Here is an 18,847-nt window from a genome sequence, read left to right on the forward strand (position 1 = left end):
GGACGCGAGCGAGGACGAGATCGACCGGCGCGACCGCCAGTCCGATGCGACCGCCGGCCCGATGCGACCGGCGGCTCGGCGTGATTGCGAAACCGGTCACGGGTGAGGAGGCCCGGGCGCTCGTCCCCTGCTTCGGCCCGCGAGCGACGCCAGCGAGTGGCACCCACGGCTCCACGACCGCGCGGTGAACGGCGGGCTCGTCCCGGGAACATGACGGCGCGGCAATAGGAGCCGTCTACGTTCTCATTTGCCGGACAGGTGTATAGGCCTTGGCCTAAGCTGCTCTCAACTGTCACAGCAGAGCGGTCACGTATCAATACGTCCGGCGACCCCGAATCGTTCCGGTCGTGCCCTGTTTTTTTGTGGGAGGCGTGTCCGAATCCGCCTCCTGTGTCATCCGGTGCCCCTTGTGGCGCATGTCAACTGTCCCGGTTTGCCGGGAAGGTCACGCATGTCGTCAGCTCACTCCCCCGGGTGATCTGCCGCTTACCCATAGTCCGTTCGGGCCATTCAAGATTGGGCCCGAAGGGGGTGTTGCGCTGTGCCCACCTTCCGTAACGTCCTCAACTGGCGGCGGTGAATATGCCGCTGCCGCCGTGGGGGAGCCTCGATTCGGGAGAGGACGGCGCCGGTATGGGCTGGGTAACCGACTGGAGTGCGCAGGCGGCCTGCCGCACTACCGATCCGGATGAACTGTTCGTTCAAGGAGCAGCGCAGAACAGGGCGAAGGCAGTGTGCACCGGATGTCCGGTACGCACGGAGTGCCTCGCCGATGCGCTCGACAACCGCGTCGAATTCGGCGTATGGGGAGGCATGACGGAGCGGGAGCGCCGCGCACTGCTGCGCAGGCGGCCCACTGTCACTTCATGGCGCCGGCTACTGGAGACCGCGCGCATCGAGTACGAGCGAGGGGTCGGCATCATCCCCCTCGACGACGACGAGATCTACGAGAACTACGCGGCGGTGGGCTGAGGCCCACCGGTCCCCTCGGGGCCGACCTCGGGCGATCCCCGGGGGGTACGCGCCCGGAGGTCCGCGTCAGACCTTCGTCTCGGGCAGCTCCGGCCGACCGGCCGCGAGCCGGTTCCCGATGTCCCGCAGCCCCGCGAGGTCGTGCACATCGCCGGGCAGCGCGGCCACTTCGGCGACGGCCACCTCGGGGTGGCGCGCGGTGAAGCGGTCACGTGTGCGCTGCTCACGGGAGAGCAGCCGCATCCGGTCGGCATGCAGTCTCAGCAGGCCTGCGGTGAGTCGGTCGACGGATGGCTCGTCGTCGGGTCGCTTGTCGGCGGGGCGCTCGTCGTCCGTGGCGGCGGGGGAGCCTTCGTCACGAGCTGCTGCCCGGGAACCGGGAGATCCGGTACCGGAGGATTCTGAACTGCCGTACGTGTCGGGAGAGTTACGAAGTCCAGCTTTCCCGCCCACCTGATCGACAATGCGGGACTCCTCAAGATTTTCCGCGGCGGCGAGTGCCCGCTCGGCCGACAGCCGGGCGGCTCCGCTCCCGTGCACCCGGTTGAGCACCAGACCGGCCAGCGGCATGTCCTCGGCGGCCAGCCGCTCCACGAAGTACGCGGCCTCGCGCAGCGCGTCCCGCTCCGGGGCCGCGACCACCAGGAACGCCGTCCCGGGCGCCTGCAGCAGCTTGTACGTCGCGTCCGCGCGGGTGCGGAAACCGCCGAAGGTGGTGTCCATCGCGGCGATGAACGTCTGGATGTCCTTGAGTAGTTGACCCCCGAGCAGCTTGCCGAGGGTGCCGGTCATCATCGACATGCCGACGTTCAGGAACTTCATCCCGGCCCGGCCGCCCAGCTTCGCCGGCGCGGTCAGCAGCCGGATCAGCTTGCCGTCCAGGAACGAGCCGAGACGTTTCGGCGCGTCCAGGAAGTCCAGGGCCGAGCGGGACGGCGGCGTGTCCACCACGATCAGGTCCCAGTCGTGCTGGGCGCGCAGCTGGCCCAGCTTCTCCATGGCCATGTACTCCTGCGTGCCCGCGAAGCCCGCCGAGAGCGACTGGTAGAAGGGGTTGTTCAGGATCGCGGCGGCCCGCTCGCGGTCCGCGTGCGCCTCGACGATCTCGTCGAAGGTGCGCTTCATGTCGAGCATCATGGCGTGCAGTTCGCCGTCCCCGTCGACGTCCTTCACCCGCCTCGGGGTGTTGTCCAGCGAGTCGATGCCCATGGACTGGGCGAGTCGGCGGGCCGGGTCGATGGTCAGGACGACGACCCTGCGGCCCCGCTCGGCGGCCCGCAGTCCGAGCGCCGCCGCGGTGGTCGTCTTGCCGACCCCGCCCGAGCCGCAGCACACCACGATGCGGGTCTCCGGGTCGTCGAGCAGCGGGTCGACGTCGAGCACGCGCGCGGAGGACAGCCGACGGCCGCCGTCGCGCCCCTGCTCCTGGTCCGGGCTCATGACATCCCCTGCTTCCGCAGCTCGGTGGCGAGTTCGTACAGGCCCGCCAGGTCCAAGCCCTCGGCGAGCAAGGGCAGTTCGTGCAGCGGCAGGTCCAACGCGCCGAGCACGGCCCGCTGCTCGTGCTCCAGGGCGTACCGCGCGGCGTACTCCTCGGCCTGTGCGAGCAGCGGATCCACCAGCTTCTCGGCGTTCCCGCCGCGCCGCGCCCCGCCGAGCCCGGCGGCCGACAGCGACTGCGCGACGGCGGTGCGCGGCAGGGCCCGTACGAGATCCAGCTCGGCCGGGTCCAGCACCTCGGGCCGCACCATGTTCACGATGATCCGGCCCACCGGCAGTCGCGCCGCCCGGAGTTCGGCGATTCCGTCGGCGGTCTCCTGGACTGGCATCTCCTCCAGGAGCGTCACCAGGTGCACCTCCGTCTCCGGGGACTTCAGGACCCGCATCACGGCCTGCGCCTGATTGTGTATCGGGCCGATCTTGGCGAGCCCGGCGACCTCGTCGTTGACGTTCAGGAAGCGGGTGATGCGGCCGGTCGGCGGAGCGTCCATCACGACGTAGTCGTAGACGAACCGCCCGCTCTTGTCCTTGCGCCGCACCGCCTCGCACGCCTTCCCGGTCAGGAGGACGTCCCTCAGGCCGGGCGCGACCGTGGTGGCGAAGTCGATCGCGCCGAGTTTCTTCAGGGCGCGGCCCGCGCCGCCCAGTTTGTAGAACATCTGGAGGTAGTCCAGAAGGGCCAGTTCGGGGTCGATGGCCAGTGCGTACACCTCCCCGCCCCCGGGAGCGACGGCGATCTTCCGCTCCTCATAGGGCAGCGTCTCCGTCTCGAAGAGCTGCGCGATGCCCTGGCGACCCTCGACCTCGACGAGAAGCGTCCGCTTCCCCTCGGTGGCCAGGGCCAGCGCGAGGGCTGCGGCCACCGTGGTCTTGCCGGTACCGCCCTTGCCACTGACGACCTGGAGCCTGCTCACGTCTTCGAGCCTAACCAGTCCGCGACCGAACCAAGCGGGAGGCTGTGGATAACGCGACCACTGACGGCCGGTTCGCAGCCGCTAAAGTCGGCCGCATGACCAAGTGGGAATACTCGACTGTGCCGCTGCTCGTCCACGCCACGAAGCAGATTCTGGACACCTGGGGCGAGGACGGCTGGGAGCTCGTCCAGGTCGTGCCCGGGCCGAACAACCCCGAGCAGCTGGTGGCCTACCTCAAGCGGGAGAAGGCGTGAGTGCCGTAGAGGCCCGGCTGGCCGAACTCGGCCTGACCCTGCCGGCGGTCGTCCCGCCGCTCGCCGCGTACCAGCCCGCCGTGCAGAGCGGGGTCTACGTGTACACCTCCGGCCAGCTGCCCATGGTGGACGGCAAGTTGCCCGTCACCGGCAAGGTGGGCGCCGAGGTCACCGCGGAGGAGGCCAAGGAGCTGGCCCGCACCTGCGCGCTGAACGCCCTCGCCGCCGTCAAGTCCGTCACCGGTGACCTGGACCGGATCGCGCGCGTGGTGAAGGTCGTCGGCTTCGTCGCCTCGGCCCCCGACTTCACCGGCCAGCCCGGTGTCGTCAACGGCGCCAGCGAACTCCTCGGCGAGGTCCTCGGCGACAAGGGCGTGCACGCGCGCAGCGCGGTCGGCGTGGCGGTGCTGCCGCTGGACTCGCCGGTCGAGGTCGAGATCCAGGTGGAGCTGACGCAGGCCTAACCAGGCTGTTCGCCGTCCCGGAGCGCGCGTTGTTGCCTCTCGAACATCCGCGCACTACGGGATAGCCTCCGCCCATGGCGAACGGTCAGTGGTTCCCGGCGGAGTGGCCCGAGCGCATCCGCGCGCTCGCGGAGGGCACTCTCACACCGGTCGTGCCCAGGCGCGCGGCCACGGTGATGCTCCTGAAGGACACCGACACCGGCCCCGCCGTCCACATGCTGCGCAGACGCGCCTCCATGGCCTTCGCCGGGGGCGCGTACGCGTACCCGGGCGGCGGTGTCGACCCGCGCGACGACGACCGCCAGGTCCGCTGGGCGGGCCCCACGCGCGCGTGGTGGGCGAACCGGCTGGGCGTCGACGAGACGGCCGCCCAGGCGATCGTGTGCGCGGCCGTACGGGAGACCTACGAGGAGGCGGGCGTCCTGCTCGCCGGACCGAACCCCGACACCGTGGTCGACGACACCACGGGCGAGGCCTGGGAGGTGGACCGCGCCGCCCTGGTCGCCCGTGACCTGTCCTTCGCCGAGTTCCTCGACCGCCGGGGCCTGGTCCTGCGCTCCGACCTGCTGGGTGCGTGGGCACGCTGGATCACCCCGGAGTTCGAAACCCGCCGCTACGACACCTGGTTCTTCGTCGCCGTCCTTCCGGAGGGGCAGCGCACCCGGAACGCCTCCACGGAGGCCGACCACACGGTGTGGATCGCCCCCGGCGAGGCGGCCACCGGGTACGACAAGGGCGATCTGACGATGATGCCGCCGACCATCGCGACCCTGCGCGGACTGATCCCGTACGGCAGCGCGGCCGAGGCCCTGTCGTCGGCCCCGGAGCGCGATCTCACGCCCGTCCTCGCACGGGCCCGCCTGGAGGACGGCGAGATCGTCCTGTCCTGGCCGGGCCACGAGGAGTTCACCAAGCACATCCCGACCGACCTCTCGACCGGTGGAGCCCCCGCATGACCGACGCAGCCGCGCTCCCCGGCCAGCCACGGGGCGGGGTCCTCACCGGCCCCGCCACCGCACGTGCCGTGAACGTCCTCGCGCCCAACGCGTCCGCGATGACCCTGGACGGGACCAACACCTGGATCGTCGCGGAGCCCGACTCCGAGCTGGCCGTGGTCATCGACCCGGGGCCCCTGGACGAGGGTCATCTGCGCAACGTCGTGGACACCGCCGAGAAGGCCGGGAAGCGGATCGCTCTGACCCTGCTCACGCACGGACACCCCGACCACGCGGAAGGCGCCGTCCGCTTCGCCGAGCTGACGGACACCAAGGTCCGCGCGCTGGACCCGGCGCTGCGCCTCGGGGACGAGGGCCTCGCCGCCGGGAACGTCATCCGGGTCGGCGGCCTGGAACTGGTCGTCGTGTCGACGCCCGGCCACACCGGGGACTCCCTGTGCTTCCATCTCCCGGCCGATCAGGCCGTCCTGACGGGAGACACCGTCCTGGGGCGCGGCACGACCGTGGTGGCGCATCCTGACGGCCGCCTGGGGGACTACCTGGACTCGCTGCGGCGGCTGCGCTCGCTCACGGTCGACGACGGCGTCCACACGGTCCTGCCGGGCCACGGACCGGTCCTGGAGGACGCCCAGGGCGCCGTCGAGTTCTATCTCGCCCACCGTGCCCACCGGCTCGCCCAGATCGAGACGGCCGTGGAGAACGGCCACCGGAGCCCGGCCGAGGTCGTCGCCCACGTGTACGCGGACGTCGACCGCTCCCTGTGGCCGGCGGCGGAACTGTCGGTACGCGCCCAGCTGGACTACCTGAAGGAACACGGCCTGATCTGACGGCCTGACCTAGGCGATGCCGTTCGGGCGCGGCGCCTTCACGCCGTGCACGCGCGCGTACTCCTCGGCCAGCCACGGGCCGAGATCGTCGACGTACGACCGCAGCACGCGCCCGTCGCCGTTCGGTTCGCCACCCAGGACCGCCGCCTCGCGCAGTTCCGCCGCCCGCCCGGGGTAGTAAGCGCCGAACGCCCCGGCCATCTCCCCGAGGTCGCTGGTCCAGCCGTTCCAGCGGGGCATCACCAGAGTGAAGCCGGTGCGGACCAGGTGCCGCGACATGAAGCGCACCAGGGGCCTACGGGCCTCGTCGGTGTCCTCGGAGGCGGCGATCCGTTCCCGCCAGCGGGGGAGCAGCAGCGACAGGTCGCCGTTGGTCTCCCGGGCGAGGAGCGAGTCCGGGCGGTAGCGGGGCAGGTACTCGGCGAGGTCCTCCCCGAGCAACGGTGTGCACAGGCACGCGACGAACCACCCCAGGTCGTACGTCTCCGGCTCGCTCAGCAGCCGTGTGCGGCCGTACAGGAGGATGCCGACCCCGTCGATCTCCGGGAACTCCTTGTCGAGCGCCTCGCCCAGGCCGCGCGCCGCGTCCCGGTCCTCCTCGGTCGGCTCCCGCCGGGTCGCCACGAGCAGGTCGAGATCACTGCGCCCCACGCGCGCGGTGCCGCGCGGGATCGACCCGTAGAGGTACGCGCTGTCGAGGCGTCCCCCGTAGACGTCGAGCAGCCGGTCCCGCGCGGCGGCGACGACCGGCCCGAAGACGTGCGGGATGCGTCCAAGGGAGCCTTCGCGATCGATGTATCCCTGGGCGTCCAGCCCCTTGTTCCGCATGGCACCACTCTGCAACCGATCGAGGCCGGGGCAGGTCATTTCCAGCGGAACACGCGTACGCGTGCGGCGGTACGCGGCGCCGCAGACCACGGCGAGGCAGTCCCCGGCGGCGACGAGACGCGCCTGGTGGTCCTCGTGGTCCTCGTGCATTCCCGCCCCCTGTTCCTGGGCCCCCGCCCGGCGATGCGCTGAGGGGCCCCGCCGTGCGGCAGGGCCCCTCAGTAAGAAGACGTGCGATTCGATCTAGCGCGAGCGCTTCGCCAGCCGCTCGACGTCCAGCAGGATCACCGCGCGGGCCTCCAGGCGCAGCCAGCCGCGGCCCGCGAAGTCGGCGAGGGCCTTGTTGACCGTCTCGCGGGAGGCGCCGACCAGCTGGGCCAGCTCCTCCTGGGTGAGGTCGTGCACCACGTGGATACCTTCCTCGGACTGCACGCCGAAGCGGCGGGAGAGGTCCAGCAGGGCGCGGGCCACGCGGCCGGGGACGTCCGAGAAGACCAGGTCGGACATCGCGTCGTTGGTCTTGCGCAGCCGGCGGGCGACCGCGCGCAGCAGCGCGGAGGCCACCTCGGGGCGGGCGCTCAGCCAGGGCTGGAGGTCGCCGTGGCCCAGACCGAGCAGCTTGACCTCGGTCAGCGCGCTGGCGGTGGCCGTGCGCGGGCCCGGGTCGAACAGCGACAGCTCGCCGATCAGCTCGCCGGGGCCGAGGACGGCCAGCATGTTCTCGCGGCCGTCGGGGGAGGTGCGGTGGAGCTTCACCTTGCCCTCGGTGACCACGTAGAGCCGGTCGCCGGGGTCGCCTTCGTGAAAGAGGGAGTCCCCGCGCGCGAGGGTCACCTCACTCATGGAGGCGCGCAGCTCCGCGGCCTGATCGTCATCGAGCGCCGCGAAGAGCGGGGCGCGCCGCAGAACGTCGTCCACGAGTTCTCTCCTTGTCGACCTGCTCAGGGGATGGTGCTCCCCCTTGGTACCAGGGGACCGTGCTCCCCATTTTGCCGGACCGTCCAAACAGTGTGATCTGTCACAAGGATGCCGTACAGGTGTCCCGAGGTAAGCGGCAGGGGTCCAATTGGGGGCTGATCTTCGGGGTCCGGGGCGGATGTCAGTGGTGGGCTCTAGGCTGGCCGGGTGTCCAAATCGCCGGTGAGAGCACAGGCCAAGGGGGCTGGGCGGATGGTTGTACCTCGTGATTCCGCCGTGGGCGAACAGAGCCCTGACGGCGGCAGGAAAGCGGCAAAGGGGGTAAAGCGGGTGGCTGTCGTGAAGAGCGGGAAGAGCGAGTCGCAGACCGCCCTCGTCCGCCGTGCCCGCCGTATCAACCGCGAGCTGGCCGAGATCTATCCGTACGCCCACCCGGAGCTCGACTTCGAGAACCCCTTCCAGCTCGTGGTCGCCACGGTCCTGTCCGCCCAGACCACCGACCTGAGGGTCAACCAGACGACACCGGCCCTGTTCGCCAAGTACCCGACCCCCGAGGACCTGGCCGGCGCCGACCCGGAGCAGGTCGAGGAGATCCTCCGGCCGACCGGGTTCTTCCGGGCCAAGACGAAGTCGGTGATAGGCCTCTCCAAGGCGCTCGTCGAGGACTTCGGCGGTGAGGTCCCGGGTCGGCTCGAAGACCTCGTCAAGCTGCCGGGCGTCGGCCGCAAGACCGCCTTCGTGGTGCTGGGCAACGCCTTCGGGCGCCCCGGCATCACCGTGGACACGCACTTCCAGCGGCTCGTACGGCGCTGGAAGTGGACCGGGGAGACCGAGCCGGACAAGATCGAGGCCGCCGTGGGAGCGCTCTTCCCGAAGAGTGACTGGACGATGCTCTCGCACCACGTGATCTTCCACGGCCGCCGCATCTGCCACGCCCGCAAGCCCGCCTGCGGCGCCTGCCCCATCGCCCCGCTCTGCCCGGCGTACGGCGAGGGCGAGACCGACCCCGAGAAGGCCAAGAAGCTGCTCAAGTACGAGAAGGGCGGCTATCCGGGTCAGCGCCTGAACCCTCCGCAGGCCTATCTGGACGCGGGCGGCAAGCCGGCGCCGCCGCTGGGATCGGCATGACGACGGCATCGAGGGCCGGATCGCGGAACGATCTCGGAGGTATCGGGCGTTGATCAGTGGGAACGGGGGTGGGGGATGACACACGCGAGCAACACCCAGGGTGTGGGGCTCAGCAAAGAGGGGCTGCCCGACTGGCTTGATCCGGTGGTGCACGCGGTGGAGACGGTCGAGCCGCTCCAGCTGAGCCGGTTCCTGCCGCCGGAGGACGGGGCGGGCCGGCAGTCCGCGGTGCTGATCCTGTTCGGCGAGGGGGACGGCGAGCGCGGGCCCGAGCTGCTACTCATGGAGCGGTCGAGCTCGCTGCGCTCCCACGCGGGGCAGCCGTCCTTCCCCGGTGGCGCCCTCGACCCCGAGGACGGCGACCCGACGGGCGACGGCCCGCTGCGGGCCGCTCTCCGCGAGGCCGAGGAGGAGACCGGGCTGGACCCCGCCGGAGTGCAGCTCTTCGGGGTGCTGCCCAAGCTGTACATCCCGGTGAGCGGCTTCGTGGTGACCCCGGTGCTGGGCTGGTGGCGGGAGCCGACACCGGTCGGGGTGGTCGATCCGAACGAGACGGCCAGAGTGTTCACGGTCCCCGTGGCGGATCTCACGGATCCGGCCAACAGGGTCACGGTCTCGCACCCCAGCGGCTTCCTGGGTCCGGCATTTCTGGTCGAATCGGCCCTCGTCTGGGGTTTCACGGCCGGAGTCATCGACCGCCTGCTGCACTACTCGGGCTGGGAGCGCCCCTGGGACCGCGAGAAGCAGGTCCCCCTCGACTGGCGGTCATGACAAGGTGTCGCTCGTGAATGTGCTGGACATCCTGTTGCTGGTCGCCGCCGTGTGGTTCGCGATCGTGGGCTATCGCCAGGGGTTCGTCGTCGGCATCCTGTCGGTGATCGGCTTCCTGGGCGGCGGCCTCGTCGCCGTCTACACGCTGCCCGTCATCTGGGACGCGGTGACCGACAACGCGGAGGTCTCCACCACCGCGGCCGTCGTCGCGGTCGTCGTCGTCATCGTCTGCGCCTCCGTCGGCCAGGCCCTGACCACCCACCTCGGCAACAAGCTGCGCCGCTACATCACCTGGTCCCCGGCCCGCGCCCTGGACGCGACCGGCGGCGCCCTCGTCAACGTCCTCGCGATGCTCCTGGTGGCCTGGCTGATCGGCTCGGCGCTCGCCGGCACCACCCTGCCGACGCTCGGCAAGGAGGTCCGCAGCTCCAAGGTCCTGCTGGGAGTGTCCCGGGCGCTGCCCGCGCAGGCCGACACCTGGTTCGCGGACTTCTCCTCGGTCCTCGCGCAGAACGGCTTCCCGCAGGTCTTCAGCCCGTTCGCCAACGAGCCGATCAACGACGTCCAGCCGCCCGACCCGGCTCTCGCCTCCAGCGAAGTCGCCGTCCGCGCCCAGCGGTCCATCGTCAAGGTCATGGGCACCGCCCAGAGCTGCGGCAAGGTCCTGGAGGGCACCGGCTTCGTCTTCGGCGACCGCCGTGTCATGACCAACGCGCACGTCGTGGGCGGCGTCGACGAACCCACCGTCCAGATAGGCGGCGTGGGCCGCAAGTACGACGCCAAGGTCGTCCTCTACGACTGGCACCGCGACATCGCCGTACTCGACGTACCGGACCTGAAGGCGCGCTCCCTGCAGTTCGCCACCAAGGACGCGGACAGTGGGAACAGCGCGATCGTCGCCGGCTTCCCGGAGAACGGGTCGTACGACGTCCGGGCCGCACGCGTGCGGGGACGCATCACGGCCAGTGGCCCGGACATCTACCACCGCGGCACGGTCCGCCGCGATGTGTACTCGCTCTACGCGACGGTCCGTCAGGGCAACTCCGGCGGCCCGCTGCTCACGCCCCAGGGCAAGGTGTACGGCGTGGTCTTCGCGAAGTCCCTCGACGACCCCGACACCGGGTACGCGCTCACCGCCGACGAGATCCAGCCGGACATCGTCAAGGGGCGCAGTGCCAACGAGCAGGTGGACAGCGACAGTTGCGCACTCTGACGCGGTGTGAAGTGGCTAGCCCCGTGGATGACGCAGCCGTACCGAGACCCAGCGGGCCCGGCGGCGCAGAATGCGCGGGATCCCCACCCTGAGGTCTGTGCCCTGGAGTTGCGGCGCGCCCCGTTGGTGGGAGCTCAGACCGTGGTCCGAGCGGCGATTGCGTGCTGCGTCACTGTAGTCGTGCGTCCAGCCCATACCCCGACGTCTGCCCCTGCCCCAAGGTCGATAACCACCCCTTGGGGCCCCAATTGGCGTATGCGCCAGGCAAGTGGCCGTTCGTAGTACAGGTGTTCACGTCCGGATACCGGGCGCGACGGCTTCGTCACCGATCGGGTTCGGGATCCTTGAGCCAGTTGACCAGTTCGGTCGAGAAGACCGCCGGCTCCTCCTCGTGCGGGAAGTGCCCGAGACCGTCGAACAGCCGCCAGCGGTACGGCGCTTCGACGTACTCCCCGGAGCCCGCCGCGCTGCGGGTGCGCAGCACCGGGTCGAGGGAGCCGTGCAGATGCAGGGTCGGCACCCGCACCGGCCGCTTCATGCGCCGGTTGAACTGGATGCCGTCCGGGCGCGCCATCGACCGCACCAGCCAGCGGTACGGCTCGATCGAGCAGTGCGCGGTCGACGGGATCAGCATCGCCCGCCGGTACGCCTCGATCGCCTCGTCGTCCGGCAGCTGCGGGCCGGACCAGTCCCGGATCAGCTTGCCCACCAACTCGGCGTCCTCGGCCAGGAGTTGCCGCTCGGGGAGCCAGGGGCGCTGGAACCCCCAGATGTATGAACTCGCCGCCGACTGCCTGACGTCGGACAGCATGGCGTTGCGCCAGCGCCGGGGGTGCGGCATCGAGGAGACCGCGAGCCGACGGACCAGCTTGGGGCGCATCGTGGCGGCCGTCCACGCCAGATAGCCGCCGAGGTCGTGGCCGACCAGCGCGGCGTCCGGCTCGCCGAGGGAGCGGATCACGCCGGTGATGTCGAGGGCGAGGTTGGCGGGGTCGTAGCCGCGCGGGGTGCGGTCGCTGCCGCCGACGCCCCGCAGGTCCATGGCGACGGCCCGGAACCCGGCGTCGGCCAGCGCGCCGAGCTGATGCCGCCAGGTCCACCAGAACTGCGGGAAACCGTGCAGCAGCAGCACCAGCGGCCCGTCGCCCACCTCCGCGATGTGGAAGCGGGCGCCGTTGGCCGCGACATCCCGGTGAGTGACCTGGCGCCCGCCGGGAAGGGCGAGCCGTACGACCGAAGCAGGTTGTGCCCAAGGATGGGCGGGGTCCGTCATGAGGACGAGCGTGCCACAGCCTCGATGGCTTCGGGGACACGGTCCTCGATCGCCGCGCGGGGATGCGGCTTCGCGTTGCCGAGGACCCCGGCGGTCTCCTTGACCGACGCGGCCACCTTCTGCGGGCCCTTGCTCTTGGCTGCCTTCTTCGCGAAGGCCACGCCGATCAGGCCGAGGACGACCGCGACCAGCACGTTCGCCGCGAAGGAGAGCAGGAAGCAGAGCGCCATGTTCCAGCCGCTCCAGGTGCGGATGCCGTACGCCAGCGCGAAGTTGAGCATCGGCAGGGAGAACAGCAGGACCACCGCGGCGACCGTGAACGCGCCGCCGCTCACCGCCCCGCGCTTGACGTCCTGCTTGAGCTGCGCCTTGGCCAGCGCGATCTCGTCGTGCACCAGCGCGGACATCTCGGTCGTCGCCGAGGCGAACAGCTGGCCGATGCTGCGTTCGGCGCCGACCGGGCTGCCGTCGGGTGCGCTCATCGCGTACTCCCTCTTCCGCATGTGTCTGTACCGGCATGTGTTTGTACCGTCTCGTCAGATCATGCCGGACCGTCGTTGTCCTCGCCTGCCCCGCCCGCCACTTCGACACGCCCGCGCCGCTGTTCGGCGGCCTTCTCCGCGGCGATCCTGCGGTGCTCGGCGGCCTTGCGGTCGTGGAGTTCGGCCATGCGCAGGTGGTACGCCGGGTCGTCCTGCTCGTAGATGTCGGGGATGCCGTCGAGATCCTCGTCGCGCTCCTCGTCCTCGTACATCCTGCGGTACCGGGCGTTGCGCAGCTTGAGCAACACGGTCGCGCACAGGGCCGCGACGAGGGATCCCACGAGGACGGCCGCCTTGACCTCGTCGGTGAGCACCTGGTCGCCGTCGAACGCGAGTTCCCCGATGAGCAGTGACACGGTGAAGCCGATGCCGGCCAGCGAGGCGACCGCGAACACGTCCGGCCAGGCGAGGTCGTCGCTGAGCGAGGCCCGGGTGAAACGGGCCGTCAGCCAGGTCCCGCCGAAGATCCCGACCGCCTTCCCGACGACCAGCCCGAGGACCACACCGAGGGTCTCGGGCTTCGTGAATACGTCACCCAGCGCGCCGCCGGAGATGGCGACCCCGGCGCTGAACAGCGCGAACAGCGGCACCGCGAGGCCCGCCGACAGGGGCCGTACGAGATGTTCGACGTGCTCGCCCGGGGAGTGGTCCTCGTCCTCGTGGGTGGTGCAGCGCAGCATCAGACCCATCGCCACCCCCGCGATGGTGGCGTGGACGCCGCTGTTGTACATCAGCGCCCAGATGACGAGCGCGAGCGGGACGTACACGTACCAGCCGCGCACGCCCCGGCGCAGCAGCAGCCAGAAGACCGCCAGGCCGATGGCCGCCCCGGCGAGCGCGGCGAAGTCGATGCGGGCGGTGAAGAAGATCGCGATGATCAGGATCGCGAACAGGTCGTCGACCACGGCGAGGGTGAGCAGGAAGGCGCGCAGGGCGCTCGGCAGGGAGGTGCCGATCACCGCGAGGACGGCGAGCGCGAAGGCGATGTCGGTGGCGGTGGGGACCGCCCAGCCGTTCAGGGAGCCGCCGCCGGTGAGGTTCGTCAGCGTGTACACGAGCGCCGGTACGGCCATTCCGCACAGAGCGGCTACGACGGGCAGGGCGGCGGCCTTGGGGTCGCGCAGGTCGCCCGCGACGAGTTCGCGCTTGAGCTCGATGCCGGCGACGAAGAAGAAGACGGCGAGGAGGCCGTCGGCGGCCCAGTGGGCGATGGAGAGATGCAGGCCGAGGGCGGCGGGGCCCAGGTGGAAGTGGCTGACGCTCTCGTAGCTGTCGTGCAGGGCGGGGACGTTCGCCCAGATCAGGGCGGTGACCGCGGCGATCAGGAGGAGGACACCGCCGACGGTCTCGGTGCGCAGCGCCTCCGCGACGAAGTTCCGCTCGGGCAGGGACAGGCGTCCGAGCACCTTGCGGGCGGGAGTGGAGCGGGGCGCGGCCATCGGGGGAACCTCCGGTCGGTGGGCAGGACGGATCTACTCGCCGACCAGACTTCCCGGCACACCATGAGGGTCACGTTTTGCTTAGTTTACCTAAAAGGGGTGCCCGGCGCGCGCTGCGCCGGGCACCCCTCAGGGACGTGCACTTCCGTGACGTACTGCTCAGTCCTCGCTGGGCGCCGCCGGAAGCTTGTCCTGGATCAAGGACATGACCGATGAATCGGTCAGCGTCGTGACGTCTCCGAGCGCACGGTTCTCCGCCACGTCGCGCAGCAGGCGGCGCATGATCTTGCCGGAGCGGGTCTTCGGCAGCTCGGCCACCGGAAGGACCCGCTTGGGCTTGGCGATCGGACCGAGGACGGCGCCGACGTGGTTGCGCAGGTCGTTGACCAGGTTCTCGTCCTCCGCGTTCGCCGTGCCGCGCAGGATGACGAAGGCGACGATCGCCTGACCGGTCGTCTCGTCGGCCGCGCCGACCACGGCCGCCTCGGCCACGGACGGGTGGGAGACGAGCGCCGACTCGACCTCGGTGGTGGAGATGTTGTGCCCGGACACCAGCATCACGTCGTCCACCCGGCCGAGCAGCCAGATGTCGCCGTCGTCGTCCTTCTTGGCGCCGTCACCGGCGAAGTACTTGCCCTCGAAACGCGACCAGTACGTGTCGAGGAACCGCTGGTCGTCGCCCCAGATCGTGCGCAGCATCGACGGCCACGGCTCGGTGAGGACCAGGTAACCGCCGCCGCCGTTCGGGACCTCGCCCGCCTCGTCGTCGACCACCGTCGCGGAGATGCCGGGCAGCGGTGTCTGCGCGGAACCGGGCTTGGTCGCCGTCACGCCCGGCAGCGGCGAGATCATCATCGCGCCGGTCTCGGTCTGCCACCAGGTGTCGACGATGGGGGCCTTGTCGCCGCCGATGTGCTTGCGGTACCAGATCCACGCCTCGGGGTTGATCGGCTCGCCGACCGAACCCAGGACGCGGAGGGAGGACAGGTCGAACTTCGCGGGGATGTCGTCGCCCCACTTCATGAACGTCCGGATCGCGGTCGGCGCCGTGTACAGGATCGTCACCCCGTACTTCTGCACGATCTCCCAGAAGCGGCCCTGGTGCGGGGTGTCCGGGGTGCCCTCGTACATGACCTGCGTCGCGCCGTTCGCCAGCGGGCCGTAGACGATGTACGAGTGGCCGGTGACCCAGCCGACGTCGGCCGTGCACCAGTAGACGTCGGTCTCCGGCTTGAGGTCGAAGACCGCGTGGTGGGTGTACGCGGCCTGGGTGAGATAGCCGCCGGAGGTGTGCAGGATGCCCTTGGGCTTACCCGTCGTACCGGACGTGTAGAGGATGAACAGCGGCTGCTCCGCCTCGAACGCCTCCGGCGTGTGCTCCGTCGACTGCCGGGCGACGATCTCGTGCCACCACACGTCGTGGCTGTCGTCCCAGGCGACCTCCTGCCCGGTACGCCGTACGACGAGCACGTGCTCGACGTTGTCCACCTTGGTGAGGGCCTCGTCCACCGCCGGCTTGAGCGCGGACGGCTTGCCGCGCCGCCAGCCACCGTCCGAGGTGATGACGACCTTGGCGTCCGCGTCCTGGATCCGGGTCGCGAGCGCGTCCGCCGAGAAACCGCCGAACACCACCGAGTGCGCGGCGCCGATGCGCGCGCAGGCCAGCATCGCGACCGCCGTCTCCGGGATCATCGGCATGTAGACGGCGACCCGGTCGCCCTTCCGGACTCCCAGTTCCAGCAGGGCGTTCGCGGCCTTGGAGACCTCGTCCTTCAGCTCGGCGTAGGTGATCGCGCGGCTGTCGCCGGGCTCGCCCTCGAAGTGGATGGCGACCCGGTCGCCGTTGCCCGCCTCGACATGCCGGTCCACGCAGTTGTACGCGACGTTGAGCGAGCCGTCCTTGAACCACTTGGCGAACGGCGGGTTCGACCAGTCCAGCGTCTCGCTCGGCTCCTTGGCCCAGCTCAGGCGGCGGGCCTGCGCGGCCCAGAAGCCGAGCCGGTCAGCCTTGGCCTGCTCATACGCCTCCGCCGTGACATTGGCGTGCGCCGCCAGGTCCGCGGGGGGTGCGAACCTGCGCTCTTCCTTGAGCAGGTTGGCCAGGCTTTCGTTGCTCACGGCATCTGCCTTTCCCAGGGTGTCCGTTGTGTCCCGGGCCAGCTCATCAGACCCGGGGGTCCGATGACAAGGGTCGTCGAAATATTGGTTTAGACCTGTCATCGGACTCGGGGGCGATCTGAGTGGCGTGGGTCTTTCGTACCCACGGACACCGGGCGAATCAGGTTCAGGCCGACGCGTCCATCACCCCCACCCGATCGAACAACTCGTCCTCCTCCGTCAGCAGATACGCCTGCGCCTCACCCACGTGGAAATACATCCCGTGCAGTTCCAGCGCCCCTTCCTGCAGGGCCCGCGCCACCGACTCGTGCCCCCTCAGATGCTCCAACTGCTGCACCACATTGGTCAGACACAGCTGCTCCACGGCGTCGGCGGGCGCCCTGGCGGCCAACCGCGCCCAGGGCCGGTTGCCGCCGGCCATCCGCTCCAGGCTCGGCCGCCCGTGCCGCAGCCATCGCTTGAGCGGCGAACGGGCCTCTCCGGGCCGGGAGTTGAGCAGCGCCTGCATGGCTCCGCACCCGGAGTGTCCGCACACGGTGATCGATCTCACGCGGAGCACGTCCACCGCGTACTCGATCGCCGCCGCCACCGAGTCGTCGCCGCTCTCCTCGCCGGGCGGCGGCACGAGGTTGCCCACGTTCCGCACGACGAACAGGTCGCCGGGACCACTGGAGGTGATCATCGACGTGACCAGCCGCGAGTCGGCGCAGGTCAGGAAGAGCTGCGAAGGCTGCTGCCCCTCCCTGGCCAGCCGGGCCAGCTCGTCCCGCACGAGGGGTGCGGTGTTGCGCTGGAACGCGCTGATGCCACGGGTGAGTTGATGCCCGGAGCTGGGACCGCCGCTGCGGGGCGTGGACTGCGGGCGCTCGCAGCGATGCTCGCGCCACGGCGTCCAGGGGTGACAGCGGCAGGCCTCCGCACCCGTCGCGCCGGCACTGACGCCCGTACGGCGGCCGGTCAGTTCGGCCGTGCCTCCCCGCGCGGTGTGCGCGTTCTGCCAGTCCTGCAGTGACTCGTACGCCGCGTGGTCCATGAACGAACCGTCCAACTCCACGACGGCGTGGGCGCCCTGGGGTACGAGATGCAGGGTGCGGCTGAGCCGCGGCACCGCGAGGAACGTCAACTGCCCTCGGACGTGTACGTGATGGACTCCTTCCTTCTCGTCGTGCGTGATGCGGGTGTGGGTGAGGCGGTGCAGGGCGACGGCCACCGCCACGGCCACCCCGAGGAGCACGCCCTCCAGGACGCCGAGGAAGACCACGCCGAGGGTGGTGACGACGTAGACCAGCACTTCTCGGTGGCGGGTCACCGTGCGGATGTGGTGCAGGGACACCATCTGGATGCCGACGGCCATCACGAGTGCGGCGAGCGAGGCGAGGGGGATCAGCTCCAGCACGGGGACCATCAGCAGCGCGGCGATCACTACGAGAACGCCGTGCAGCATCGTGGAGTTCCGGCTCACGGCACCCGCTTGCACATTCGCCGAACTCCGTACGGCCACGCCCGCGACGGGAAGTCCGCCGAGCGCGCCGGAGACGATGTTGGCGGCGCCCTGGCCCAGCAGTTCGCGGTTGAGGTCGGAGCGGCCGACGCGGGCGGAGAGCCCGGGCCGCCCGGCGACCAGCTTGTCCACGGCGACCGCGCCGAGCAGCGACTGCACGCTGCACACCAGCGTGGTGGTGAGGACGGCGGCGGCGATCCCGAGCACCGGGCCCTCGGGCAGTCCGGCCAGCGCGTGGCTGCTCCAGGACGGCAGGTCGACCTTGGCCAGGGTCAGCCCGGTGAGGGAGGCGGTGAGCGTGGCCCCGGCTACGGCGACGAGCGCGGCCGGGATCTTCCGCATCAAGTGCCCGAGCCGGCCGGGGACGCGCGGCCACAGCAGCAGAAGGGCCAGGGTCAGCGCGCTCATCGCCACGTCGGCGGGGTGCAGGTCCGCCAACTGGGCGGGCAGGGCGCGGAGGTTGGCGAGGACCGAGCTCTGCGGGGTGCCGCCGAGCACGATGTGCAGCTGGGCGACGGCGATGGTGACACCGATCCCGGCGAGCATGCCGTGCACGATCGCGGGGCTGACGGCGAGCGCGGTGCGGGCCACGCGCACGCAGCCCAGGGCGAGTTGGGCCAGCCCCGCGAGGACGGTGACCGCGCAGGTCGTCCGCCAGCCGTAACGGTGGATCAGGTCGGCGGTGACCACGGTGAGTCCGGCGGCCGGGCCGCTGACCTGGAGGGGGCAGCCTCCGAGCAGTCCGGCGACGAGTCCGCCCGCGGCGGCGGCGACCAGGCCGGCCTGGAGGGGCGCGCCGGTGGCGAGGGCGATGCCGAGGGACAGGGGCAGGGCGATCAGGAAGACCGCGATGGAGGCCGACACATCGGCGCCCGCGATGCGGAAGCGGCGGTGCGGGGGCGGTGGCGGGCTGTGGGGCGGGTGGACGCGCTTGGTCCGATCGGCGTTCGAGTCGGTGGCGCGGGTGGGTACGCAGGCTGACATGTCTTCCCGTCTCCTCCGGGGCAGCGCGGTCGCGGAACTGGTGGTCCCCGTCGATGGCGGGGGTCGGTCGCGGCCGTGGGTCACGGCGTGCAGCGGCGGGATATCTCAACGCTCGGTAAACGGATCGTAATGCAGAGTAAAGGTCAAGCATAGACTTTGCGGGCAAATGGGTTAATAAGTCACCTTGCAGAGTGAAGTGAGAATTTCATCGGCTTGTCGTACTAATCCCACCTTCGGCCCCGTGC

General features: G+C 70.5%; 18 protein-coding genes. 8 read left to right on the forward strand and 10 right to left on the reverse strand.

Annotated elements, in window-relative coordinates; all coding sequences use genetic code 11:
* Positions 1 to 633 precede the first annotated feature (633 nt).
* Positions 634 to 972 (forward strand): transcriptional regulator WblA, encoded by a 339-nt coding sequence (wblA, locus tag ACWDEW_RS14185; protein WP_019063745.1) that lies wholly within the window; start codon positions 634 to 636, stop codon positions 970 to 972.
* A gap of 66 nt (positions 973 to 1,038) precedes the next feature.
* On the opposite strand, the gene ACWDEW_RS14190 is transcribed toward wblA, so the two are convergent.
* Entirely contained in the window at positions 1,039 to 2,412 is a 1,374-nt protein-coding gene (locus ACWDEW_RS14190) for an ArsA family ATPase (RefSeq protein ID WP_450512694.1), read from the reverse strand.
* Positions 2,409 to 3,386 (reverse strand): ArsA family ATPase, encoded by a 978-nt coding sequence (locus tag ACWDEW_RS14195; RefSeq protein ID WP_450512696.1) that lies wholly within the window; start codon positions 3,384 to 3,386, stop codon positions 2,409 to 2,411. The genes ACWDEW_RS14190 and ACWDEW_RS14195 overlap by 4 nt, the downstream gene beginning before the upstream one ends.
* A 95-nt stretch (positions 3,387 to 3,481) precedes the next feature.
* Between ACWDEW_RS14195 and ACWDEW_RS14200 the strand changes: the two genes are divergently transcribed.
* The 4 genes from ACWDEW_RS14200 (at position 3,482) to ACWDEW_RS14215 (ending at position 5,887) form a co-directional block, all read left to right on the forward strand.
* Positions 3,482 to 3,640: a DUF4177 domain-containing protein gene (locus tag ACWDEW_RS14200; RefSeq protein ID WP_019063748.1), complete on the forward strand. Its 159-nt coding sequence runs from the start codon at positions 3,482 to 3,484 to the stop codon at positions 3,638 to 3,640.
* Positions 3,637 to 4,104, forward strand: coding sequence for a RidA family protein (locus ACWDEW_RS14205; protein WP_450512698.1), 468 nt, complete (start codon positions 3,637 to 3,639; stop codon positions 4,102 to 4,104). The genes ACWDEW_RS14200 and ACWDEW_RS14205 overlap by 4 nt, the downstream gene beginning before the upstream one ends.
* A 74-nt stretch (positions 4,105 to 4,178) precedes the next feature.
* Positions 4,179 to 5,060, forward strand: coding sequence for an NUDIX hydrolase (locus ACWDEW_RS14210; protein ID WP_450512700.1), 882 nt, complete (start codon positions 4,179 to 4,181; stop codon positions 5,058 to 5,060).
* Entirely contained in the window at positions 5,057 to 5,887 is an 831-nt protein-coding gene (locus ACWDEW_RS14215) for an MBL fold metallo-hydrolase (RefSeq protein WP_450512702.1), read from the forward strand. The genes ACWDEW_RS14210 and ACWDEW_RS14215 overlap by 4 nt, the downstream gene beginning before the upstream one ends.
* A 9-nt stretch (positions 5,888 to 5,896) precedes the next feature.
* On the opposite strand, the gene ACWDEW_RS14220 is transcribed toward ACWDEW_RS14215, so the two are convergent.
* Together ACWDEW_RS14220 and ACWDEW_RS14225 are read right to left on the reverse strand one after the other, a co-directional pair.
* Positions 5,897 to 6,715 (reverse strand): nucleotidyltransferase domain-containing protein, encoded by an 819-nt coding sequence (locus ACWDEW_RS14220; protein ID WP_450512909.1) that lies wholly within the window; start codon positions 6,713 to 6,715, stop codon positions 5,897 to 5,899.
* Positions 6,716 to 6,958: 243 nt separating this feature from the next.
* On the reverse strand, positions 6,959 to 7,633 hold the full coding sequence (locus tag ACWDEW_RS14225) for a Crp/Fnr family transcriptional regulator (protein WP_019063754.1): 675 nt from the start codon (positions 7,631 to 7,633) through the stop codon (positions 6,959 to 6,961).
* Positions 7,634 to 7,885: 252 nt separating this feature from the next.
* Between ACWDEW_RS14225 and nth the strand changes: the two genes are divergently transcribed.
* The 3 genes from nth (at position 7,886) to ACWDEW_RS14240 (ending at position 10,745) form a co-directional block, all read left to right on the forward strand.
* Positions 7,886 to 8,761 (forward strand): endonuclease III, encoded by an 876-nt coding sequence (nth, locus tag ACWDEW_RS14230; RefSeq protein ID WP_450512705.1) that lies wholly within the window; start codon positions 7,886 to 7,888, stop codon positions 8,759 to 8,761.
* Between the two features lie 75 nt (positions 8,762 to 8,836).
* Complete coding sequence (locus tag ACWDEW_RS14235; RefSeq protein WP_450512706.1) at positions 8,837 to 9,532, forward strand: NUDIX hydrolase; 696 nt, start codon at positions 8,837 to 8,839, stop codon at positions 9,530 to 9,532.
* A gap of 13 nt (positions 9,533 to 9,545) precedes the next feature.
* On the forward strand, positions 9,546 to 10,745 hold the full coding sequence (locus tag ACWDEW_RS14240; RefSeq protein ID WP_450512708.1) for a MarP family serine protease: 1,200 nt from the start codon (positions 9,546 to 9,548) through the stop codon (positions 10,743 to 10,745).
* Positions 10,746 to 10,760: 15 nt separating this feature from the next.
* Here ACWDEW_RS14240 and ACWDEW_RS14245 read toward each other — a convergent pair whose 3' ends face one another.
* The 6 genes from ACWDEW_RS14245 to ACWDEW_RS14270 form a co-directional block, all read right to left on the reverse strand.
* A complete protein-coding gene (locus tag ACWDEW_RS14245) occupies positions 10,761 to 10,940 on the reverse strand; it encodes a hypothetical protein (RefSeq protein WP_078623198.1) in 180 nt (59 codons plus the stop codon).
* A 127-nt stretch (positions 10,941 to 11,067) separates the two neighbouring features.
* Positions 11,068 to 12,018, reverse strand: a complete 951-nt coding sequence (locus tag ACWDEW_RS14250; RefSeq protein WP_450512711.1) for an alpha/beta fold hydrolase — start codon at positions 12,016 to 12,018, stop codon at positions 11,068 to 11,070.
* Entirely contained in the window at positions 12,015 to 12,500 is a 486-nt protein-coding gene (locus ACWDEW_RS14255; RefSeq protein WP_401944782.1) for a phage holin family protein, read from the reverse strand. The genes ACWDEW_RS14250 and ACWDEW_RS14255 overlap by 4 nt, the downstream gene beginning before the upstream one ends.
* 59 nt (positions 12,501 to 12,559) lie before the next feature.
* Complete coding sequence (gene nhaA / locus ACWDEW_RS14260) at positions 12,560 to 13,999, reverse strand: Na+/H+ antiporter NhaA (RefSeq protein ID WP_450512713.1); 1,440 nt, start codon at positions 13,997 to 13,999, stop codon at positions 12,560 to 12,562.
* 159 nt (positions 14,000 to 14,158) lie between these two features.
* On the reverse strand, positions 14,159 to 16,159 hold the full coding sequence (gene acs / locus ACWDEW_RS14265) for an acetate--CoA ligase (protein WP_450512911.1): 2,001 nt from the start codon (positions 16,157 to 16,159) through the stop codon (positions 14,159 to 14,161).
* Between the two features lie 124 nt (positions 16,160 to 16,283).
* Positions 16,284 to 18,602 carry a SulP family inorganic anion transporter gene (locus ACWDEW_RS14270; RefSeq protein ID WP_450512715.1) on the reverse strand — a complete coding sequence of 773 codons (2,319 nt, stop codon included), beginning with the start codon at positions 18,600 to 18,602 and terminating at the stop codon, positions 16,284 to 16,286.
* Positions 18,603 to 18,847: the final 245 nt, after the last annotated feature.

This window comes from Streptomyces sp. NPDC001100, from assembly GCF_053598575.1.